General features: G+C 67.7%; 6 protein-coding genes and 1 pseudogene. 2 read left to right on the top strand and 5 right to left on the bottom strand.

Annotation, left to right across the window (positions count from 1 at the left end):
* The 5 genes and pseudogenes from JWP60_RS10275 to JWP60_RS10255 all read right to left on the bottom strand — a co-directional run.
* Positions 1-1593, bottom strand: a pseudogene (locus JWP60_RS10275) (copper oxidase); the annotation flags it as partial.
* A 480-nt stretch (positions 1594-2073) separates the two neighbouring features.
* Positions 2074-2463: a response regulator gene (locus tag JWP60_RS10270; RefSeq protein ID WP_299790176.1), complete on the bottom strand. Its 390-nt coding sequence runs from the start codon at positions 2461-2463 to the stop codon at positions 2074-2076.
* A gap of 179 nt (positions 2464-2642) precedes the next feature.
* Positions 2643-4082, bottom strand: a complete 1440-nt coding sequence (locus JWP60_RS10265) for an efflux transporter outer membrane subunit (protein WP_299790173.1) — start codon at positions 4080-4082, stop codon at positions 2643-2645.
* A 244-nt stretch (positions 4083-4326) separates the two neighbouring features.
* Complete coding sequence (locus tag JWP60_RS10260; protein WP_299790171.1) at positions 4327-4476, bottom strand: hypothetical protein; 150 nt, start codon at positions 4474-4476, stop codon at positions 4327-4329.
* Positions 4477-4514: 38 nt separating this feature from the next.
* Positions 4515-6446: a hypothetical protein gene (locus JWP60_RS10255; RefSeq protein ID WP_299790168.1), complete on the bottom strand. Its 1932-nt coding sequence runs from the start codon at positions 6444-6446 to the stop codon at positions 4515-4517.
* A 204-nt stretch (positions 6447-6650) separates the two neighbouring features.
* On the opposite strand from JWP60_RS10255, the gene JWP60_RS10250 reads away from it, so the two are divergent.
* A complete protein-coding gene (locus JWP60_RS10250; RefSeq protein WP_299790165.1) occupies positions 6651-8048 on the top strand; it encodes a sensor histidine kinase in 1398 nt (465 codons plus the stop codon).
* Positions 8041-8685: a response regulator transcription factor gene (locus tag JWP60_RS10245; RefSeq protein WP_299790162.1), complete on the top strand. Its 645-nt coding sequence runs from the start codon at positions 8041-8043 to the stop codon at positions 8683-8685. The genes JWP60_RS10250 and JWP60_RS10245 overlap by 8 nt, the downstream gene beginning before the upstream one ends.
* Positions 8686-8692 lie beyond the last annotated feature (7 nt).

The raw sequence follows: 8692 nt of genomic DNA, 5'->3' as shown, positions 1-8692 counted from the left end.
GCCCAGCGCCAGGAAGCGCGACACCGAGCCGTTCAGGATCCGGAAACGATAGCGGCGGGCCCGCACGTCCAGCGTCGGGGCGTACTGCCAGTTCACCGTCAGGCGGTCGCCGATGAAGCCGTCCGTGTTGAAGGGGTTGAACCACAGCTGGCCGGTCTGGTCCCACGCCTTGTCGGCGATCACCAGGTTCACGTCGTAGTCGCGGTTGCCCCAGGCCATCGCGCTGCCCGAGGGCATGCGGATGTTGACGCCGTCGTTGATGGCCTCGTTACCCCGGTCCAGCGCGGAGTAGTAGTTCATCATCACCGCGTTGCCCTTGTAGACGTTCTGGGCGGTGAAATCGAGCATGTGGTCGTGGAACCAGTGCGTCGACATCGTCTCGCGCCAGTCGCCGCGGATCTTGATGCTGCCGTTGACGCAGTCCTTCAGGCCCGGGTTGGCATCGTTGACCCACAGCTGCTCGCCGGGCCCGCAGGGGAAGGCGGCGCGCGCGTCGGTGGCGGAGGTGTTGATGGTGTCGTAGCCCGCGAGCTGCAGCGGCCAGCGATAGTCGTAGAACTGGCCGGGGAAGAAGAAGGCGTTGGCGAAGCCGTCGCTTTCCGCCGGGTTGTGGCCGTTGTGCTCGTGGGTCGTGATCGTGTGCAGACCGAAACCGCGGTTGGCTTCCGGGTTGATCGGCAGCGCGTTGTAGTGCCGCATCATGATCGGCTGGCCATAGCGCGCCATCAGCAGCTTCGGCGGGAAGGTGCCGTCGAAGGTCCACAGCGACTGGTGGTTCTGCACCGGCATGTTCGGGTGGATGCGGGGCAGGATGCCCTTGGTCGTGCCGTCGAAGCCGGGGAGACCCGTGGTGTTGAAGTACAGGCCGCCAGGGCCGAACTCGCCCACGCTGTAGTGGTGCAGTTGCTTGTTGTCACGCAGGCCGCCGTTGCTGCGAGCGCCCGCCTGCGCGGTCTTGTAGAAAGACTGCGGGAAGAACTCGTTCCAGCGCTGGTGGGCCCAGCCCTCTCCGGGCGGACGGCCTTCGGCCGGCGGGCTGCTCAGGAAGCGGCCGAGGAACAGTTCCACGTCCGATTGCCACGGGTTGCTCAGGAGCGTGTTGGCTTCGCGGGTCGGGAAGGGCGAAATGCCGGCCTGCTTCAGGAACGCGTCGAGCGCGAGGCTTGCCGGGCCGCTGCGGGCCACATCGGCCGGGTCCTGCTCCGGGTTCGAACCCAGGCTCGGACGCGGGAAGGGATCGGTTCCGGCCTGGACGCCGGGATCCAGCTTCTCGGGACCGAACTCTTCGAACATCAGCAGCTTCTGGGTGAAGGGCTGCGCGCCGAACATGGGGCTGGGCAGCCCGTTGGTGGGATAGTTGAACGGGAACAGCGCGTCGCGCTGGATCACGTTCGCGGTGCCTACGTCCTTCTTCTCGGCGAAGACGCCGCCAGGCAGCTCCAGGGCTCCCTGGTTGGCCTCGGGCAGCGTCAGCAGGTTCTGCAACGCCGCCGTCGGGTCCGCTGGCTGATCCGTCTGGGCCGATGGGTCGGTGGCCGGAGGGGGTTCGAAGGGATCGAGTGCCGCCTGCGCGGTGAACGTGACCGAACCCATGGCGGCAACGCAGACCGCCGTCAAAACGAACCTCGTGGCGGGGCTGACCCCTCGCCCGCTATAAGCGCTTCTCGACTTCATTTTTGCTAGCTCCTCAGGTTTTGATTCGTGTCGTTGCGTGCGCAACGTTCTTGGCTCCTGCAAGCATCTGTAACGCATCAACCATGCCAGTGAAGGAAATCGCCTACACGGGCATCAGCGCGTTTCGTACTTCGCCCAAAATCCGTTCGCTACCAAGGAGGGATGTGTTCGATACCAAGGTGCCGTGGGTCTTCACCCACTCCCCCGCCATTGGGGAAAATGCCCCGAGACAAGGGGTGGGGACCCGCTTGCGTGTCTCGGGCGACACGCCCTCATCCCGATGGATGAGGCAGCGCGAAAACACGGCACGCAACAGCGCTGCGGAAGGCGGAGGGGGAATAGCCCCCTTGCTGGGGACGCAGCCCCGGACTACCCCCGGTTACGGGGGCTTACCCATGCTTACGGACGCGTGGGAAAGCTGGAGTAGTCCTGCTGGGCTTGGAACAGCCGCTCTTCCATCTCGGCGAGCGAGAAGGGCTTGTAGAGGATGTGGCGGATGCAGTGCATCTGCGCCGCGGCGGAGACCGTATCGGCCGGGTGCGCCGTCATCAGGATGCAGCCGCAGCCATGGCTTTGCCGGATAGCGCCGAGCACCTGGAAGCCATCCATGTCGGGCAGCTGGTAATCGAGCAGGATCACGCGGGGCTGGAAGCTTGCGGAGGCGGTGACGGCGAGGCCGCCGGTACGGGCCACCAGCGGCTCCCAGCCGCGGCGTTGCAGGAACTGCCGCAGGTTGTCGCCTAGCGTGTCCTCGTCCTCGACGATCAGGACCCTGGTCCCGTGAGCCACGATTACTCCCTTGAAGCTGGCGCGCACGCGCGCATGACGGTGAAAACAGCTCACTCGTCAGCGGTGCCGGACCCTGTGCGGCTGCCTCGAAGCTGGCTCAGGGGAGATGAGCACGTGCCATGCCATTCTCGGGAATCTGCAGGGTCAGGCGCAAGGCTTGTGCGCCGGAAGGGCCGACCCTAAGGGTTTGCCGGGGGGCGGTCAGCGGCCGATGCAGCCTCCCAGCCGCCACCGAGTGCGCGAATGAGGCGTACGGTGGCCTGGTACTGCTCGGAACGCACCTGCAGTGCCTCGCGTCGATTGCGCAGCTCGGTGCGACGCGCGTCGAGCACGTCGAGCTGGCTGGCCAAGCCGCTGCGGTAGCGGGAGTCGGCCAGCAGCGCGGCACGGCTGCCCAGCGTGACGGCGGCCGACTGGGCCTGGGCCTGGCCGGCGAGCAACTGCAGGGCGGACAGCTGGTCCTCCACGTCGCGCAGCGCGACCAGCACATGCTCGCGATAGCTCACCAGCGAAGACTCGAGATCGGCATCGGCCAGCTGGATGCCTGCCTTGCGCCGGCCGCCGTCGAACACGGTGGCGCCGAGCAGGGCGCCTATGCTCCAGACTTGCGACGACGCCTGCAGCACGTTGACCAGGGTTGGCGACGCCGTGCCGCCCGAGGCGGTCAGCGTCAGTTGCGGCAGCCATGCAGTGCGCGCGAGTCCGAGGCGCGTCTGCGCCGCTTCGATCGCGCGCCGGGCCGCGGCGACATCGGGGCGGCGGGCGAGTACCGTGTCCGGAAGGCCGGCAGGAATGGCGGGCAGGGACGACGTCCAGTCTTGCGGTGGCAACGCGAAGAGCGAGGCCGAGGCACCGGTCAGTACGGCCAGTGCATGTTCGACCTGGGTCCGGCGCCGCTCGAGCGCCAGCGCATCGGACTCGATGGCCGCGACCTCCGCCTGGGCGCGCACCCATTCGAGTTCGGCCACCGAGCCGCCGCGGAAGCGCCTCTCGGTGATGGCCAGCGTTTCGCGGTACGCGGCGGCGGTGCCCTGCACGAGCGCGCGTTCGGCATCGAGCGCCCGCAGCGCGAGGTAGTTCTGCGCGACGTCGGCCTGCACCAGCAACTGTGCGTCGCGCAGCAAGGCCTGCTGCCCCTGCGCATCGAGCGAGGCGGCGTCCGTGGCCTGCTGCAGCCGGCCGAACAGGTCGACCTCGTACGACAGATCCGCGCTGCCGCTGAACAGCGTGCCCTGGCCGCCGATCGCATTGATCAATGGGCCGCCCTGGCGGCCGGCGCCCCCTTTCACCGCGAGCAGCGGCGCGCTGGCGGCATCGGTGCTGCGCACGAGCGCACGCGCACGCGCCAGTCGCGCGGCCGCGGCCTGGATCGAGGTGCTGCCGGTTGCGGCGCGCGCTTCGAGCTCGTCCAGCGTTGGGTCCCCGAATGCCTTCCACCAGGCGTCCTGCTGCAGCGGCGGCGCGGGTTGCGCAGCGGCCGCGGAGGGCGCGTGGCGAAAACTTGAGCCTGGCGCCACCGCTTCAGGTTGGCGCATCGGTCCCGCGCTGCAGGCGCACAGCGCCAGCGCCACCAGGCCATGCGTGGCGGCGGACAAGGCAGAGGGCAGGCAGCGAAACATGGAAGCGATGGGCTGGCTGGGTCCGGACAGGACAGTGGGGACGGATGCCGGTGAGCCATCCGCCCCCTGAAACTTGCGCGCGGCTGGCAAGCCGCGCGACGGTCGGTCGGGCCTGCAAGGAAGCACCGCACCGGTCATGGCGAGGATTCCTTGAACACGGAAGGCGGGTAGCGCTTCCTTGCCCTGCAGGCCGCCAGACGTCCGGAGGTGGGTGAGTTGGGTCACCCACCCCCAAACGTGGGGGTTAGATACCCACGCAGCGGCTGATGGCCGGGAAGTAGAAGCCGACGGTGCCGGCGACCTGGCTGCTGCTATGGCCGCCGACCTTGGCGTTGCTGCTGGCGGCGCTGCTGTTGCCGCCACTACCCGCGCGAACGTTGGATTTGATCTTCATGGTGCTATCTCCAGTGTGTGTGTGTGCTCTTGCACGTTTTATCGCCGGCCCTGTGCCGGCAACCCTTGGGGGGCTGAGTCTTGAGATGCAAAACTCAGGCCCGATTCGTCTCGGATCTCCAGGGCGTCACAGGTGATCGCCACGTGAAATCCAAGCAGTCTTTCCAGTTCATCCAGCAGGTGCGGCAGGCGCCGCGCCTCGTCGGCCTGCAGCAGCACGTGGATGTCCACGTCGGTGGCCGTGAAGGGGCGCTTGGGCTGCGGCCGCCCAAGCAGGTCGTTGATGCGCCGCTGCACGTCGCCCGCGAGGCAGAGGGTCTCCTGCGTGCGCACGAACGAATGCATCAGGGTCTCGACCAGCAGGTGGACGTCGTCCTGGCCGGAGCCGTCCCCGGCCGTGCAGCGGTCCTGCAGGATGGCGCGCAGCGTCTCGGCGGCGGCATGGTGTTGCTCGCCCAAGCGGCCCGAAACGCGATGCGCAAGCGACTGGCGCACCGGGTCGCCGAGGCCGGCGGCGCACTGCGCGAAGATGTCGCCGTACACGCGTTCGCGGTTCGCGCGCCATTCCTCGGTCGCGTGGAAGGTCTCCTGCTGCAGGAGCAGCGCCTTCTCCTGCAGGTAGGTGTCCAGCCGTTGCAGCGCGGGCGTGCGCTCGCCGCTCCAGTTGCTGACGATGGCGGCCATGCGCGCATAGGTGCGCGTCATCAGCGGCCACAGCGAGAACACCACTGCGAAGGCCTGCAGGCCCAGCAGGCCGTAGTCGATCGCCACCTCGAGGTCGGCCAGCGCGCTCTCGACCGCCGGATCGAGCGGCACCTGCGCGTACCCGGCGCCGTCCTGCCCCTCGATCAACAGGCGCAGGAACTGGTCGATCATGTTGCTCGGCCCGGCGCAGACACCGTGCTGCGAATGCAGCGAGTTGTTGCGCTCGGCGTAGGCGTGGATGTCGGCGGAGGTGACCGGCGTATCGGGTGACAGCGTGGCTTCCGCCACGGGGATGAACAGCATGTGGTGGGTGGTCAGGCGCACGCCGTCGGTCACCCGGAACATGTTGGAGAGCACGGGGTGCAGTTCCCCGTTGGCGACGCGTCCCTGCTGGCGCGCCAGCTGGTAGGTGGGCACGGCGAGCACCAGCGTCGAGAGCCGCTCGACGTCGCCCAGTGTCATCACCGTGCGGGCCGAAGGAAAGCGCTTGAGGTAGGCCGTGCGGATGCGCAGCAGCGCGCCCATGATCTGCGACCAGTGCGAGCGCATCGCCTTGAGCGCGCTCACGTTCATCGGCCGTTCGTCGAGATAACGGCTGCCCGGATAGATGCAGGTGCGCCAACGCGTCGGCACCTCGACCCGCAGCGGCTTGGGAAAGACGTTGGCTTCGCCGACCTGGCGTCCCTCGGAGTCGAGCGCGATGTGCGCCACGCGGAACACCGGCACCACCAGTTCGAGGTAGCCCGGCTCCAGTGACTGGCCGGCAACTTCGCGGGTGATCTCCTCGAATTCGTCCCAGCTGCGGGCGCGGGCGCTCGGCGCGGGCGGCAGCGGCGAGGGCTGGTCCTTGCCTTCGGCGGCGGCGCCAAAGCCGAGCGGCGCAGGCACGCCTCGCAGCAGCACGCCCTCCACGATCAGTTGCTCCAGCAACTCGCACATCCGTGGCCACTCGTAGCCGTCGCCCCAGGTGGTGGTGTCCTGCGCCACGAAGCTGCCATGCCGCACCAGCGCCTCCCCGAAGGCGAACAGGTCCGGTTCGTCGAACACGATCTCCTTGGTGCCGCAGTACAGGTGGAGTTCGCGCACACCTTCCGGCGAGTCGGCGTACTGCACCACCGAACGCTTGTTCATGGGCAGGTGCAGCGGATCGCCGGGGGCCAACCCGGCCGCCGGTGTGTCATGGCCGAAGGGGCAACCCCCCAGGCCGGCGGCATCGCCGGCGCTGTCGGGGGCCCTGGCAGGACCGGATTGACCAAGGTGTGTCATGGAAAGCATGCTATGGGTTCGCTCAACCGGACGTTAGCCTCGTTGCGCGCGATTTGCATGGCTCCCACGTTCCATCCGCTAGGCACCTTGGTGCCTTTGACAATGTCAGGCCGACTGTTACATTGCCTCGGCGTTAGTGGAGCCGCGTGCAGCTTGGGATGCACGCGGATGAGATGCGAAGGTGGAGGGCCGGACCGACCGGGGATGATGAAGAACTTCTTTTTTCGGCTGTCGCTGTCCCAGCAGTTCCTGCTGCTCAGCTTTCCGATCCTGCTTGCAGGCACGCTGATCATCGGCCACTGGATCGGCAACCAGGTCGAGGAGAGCGTCGTGCGCCGCATCGGTGGCGTGACGGCGCTCTACGTCGACAGCTTCGTCGCGCCCCACGTCCAGGTGCTGCTGCGCCAGAACGACCTGGAGCCGGGCGATCGCGCCGCGCTGTCGGACCTGCTCACGCACACGCCTCTCGGCCAGAAGATCGCCGGCCTGAAGATCTGGCGCGCCGATGGCCGCGTGCTTTTCAGCAACGATCCCAGCCAGATCGGCAAGGTCTATCCGATCGACGAGGGCCTGGCGGACGCCTTGCACGGCGACATCTTCTCGGAAATCAGCGAGCGCTCGGACGAGGAGGAGCACGGCCAGCCGCTGCCCCGCGTGATCGAGACCTACACCCCCATCCACGCCGACCGCCTGGGCAAGATCATTGCGGTCGCCGAGTTCTACCAGGTGCCCGACGAGGTCGACCGCGAAGCCGCCGCGGCGCAGCGCCAGAGCTGGATGAGTTTCGCGGCCACCATGCTCACGATGTACCTGCTGCTGTTCGCGGTGGTTCGCCGCGGCAGCGAAACCATCGTGCGCCAGCAGCGGGACCTGAGCGAAAAGCTGGCGCAGCTCACGTCGCTCAACGCCCAGAACGCGGTGTTGCACCAGCGCGTCAAGCGCGCGGCCGAACGTGCCACCGCGCTCAACGAAAACTTCCTCCAGCGCCTCTCCGCCGACCTGCACGACGGCCCCGGCCAGGACCTCGGGTTTGCCCTGATGCAGCTGCAGACGGTCGACGCGGGCTGCGGCGACGGGCAGTCGGGCCAGTGCGCTGCCAGCAATCTTGCGCCGGTGCGCGCCGCGGTGCAGTCGGCGCTGACGGACTTGCGTGCCATCTCCGCCGACCTGCAGCTGCCGGACATCCATCACCTCACGCTGACCGAGCTGGTGGCGCGGGTCGTGCGCGACTACGAAACCAAGACCTCCACCCGCGTGCAGCTCGATTCGCAGGTGCCCGACGTGAACGCCTCCACGCGCATCAAGATCACGCTGTGCCGCGTGCTGCAGGAGTCGCTGGCCAATTGCTTCCGGCACGCGCAGGGCAAGAACTGCCACGTCACCGTGCGCGGCAACGAGGAAAACCTGACGCTCGAAGTGCGCGACGAAGGACCTGGGTTCCAGCCGAATTCGGGCCGGCGGCACGGCCGCCTCGGACTCGCCGGCATGCGCGAGCGGGTCGAAGTCGTGGGCGGCACCTTCAGCATCGAATCCGCCGCCGACCAGGGCACCACCGTGCGGGCCATCCTGCCGCTCACCTCCAGGGAGGAAATCCATGTCTGACCGCATCAGTATCGTCGTCGTCGACGACCACCCGCTCTTCCGCCAGGGCGTCGTTTCCGCGCTGCAGGGGGAGCCGGACTTCCAGGTCGTCGGCGAGACCGACTCCGGGGAACAGGCCCTGCAGCTCGCGCGCACGCTGATGCCGCAGGTGATGCTGCTCGACGTCAGCATGGTCGGCTGGAACGGCATCCAGACCGCGGAGAAGGTCAGCATCGCCTGCCCCGCCACGGCCATCGTGATGCTCACCGTCTCCGACGACAAGGACCGCCTGCTGGCCGCCTTCAAGGCCGGCGCCCGCGCGTACGTGCTCAAGGGCGTCTCTGCGCATGAACTGGCACGGGTCGTGCGTGCTGCTGCTGCGGGCGAAGTCTATGTGTCCCAGTCCCTGGCCGGCGAAATGCTGGTGTCGTTGACGCAGGGCAAGGCACCGGACCCGCTGCAGGAGCTGACGTCGCGCGAACGCGAGATCCTGGCGCTGATCGGCAACGGCTACACCAACCGTGCGATCGGCGAAAAGATCTTCCTGTCCGAGCAGACGATCAAGCATTACGTGACCAACATCCTGCAGAAACTGCAGGTGCGCAGCCGCGTCGAGGCGGCGCTGCTGGCCAACAAGCACGACCGCTCGATGCGGTAGGAGACCC

It is taken from the genome of Ramlibacter sp. (genome assembly GCF_028291745.1).
GTDB lineage: Bacteria > Pseudomonadota > Gammaproteobacteria > Burkholderiales > Burkholderiaceae_C > Ramlibacter.
The sequence above is the reverse complement of the archived record's forward strand: the minus strand, read 5'-3'. Positions and strand labels throughout refer to the sequence as shown.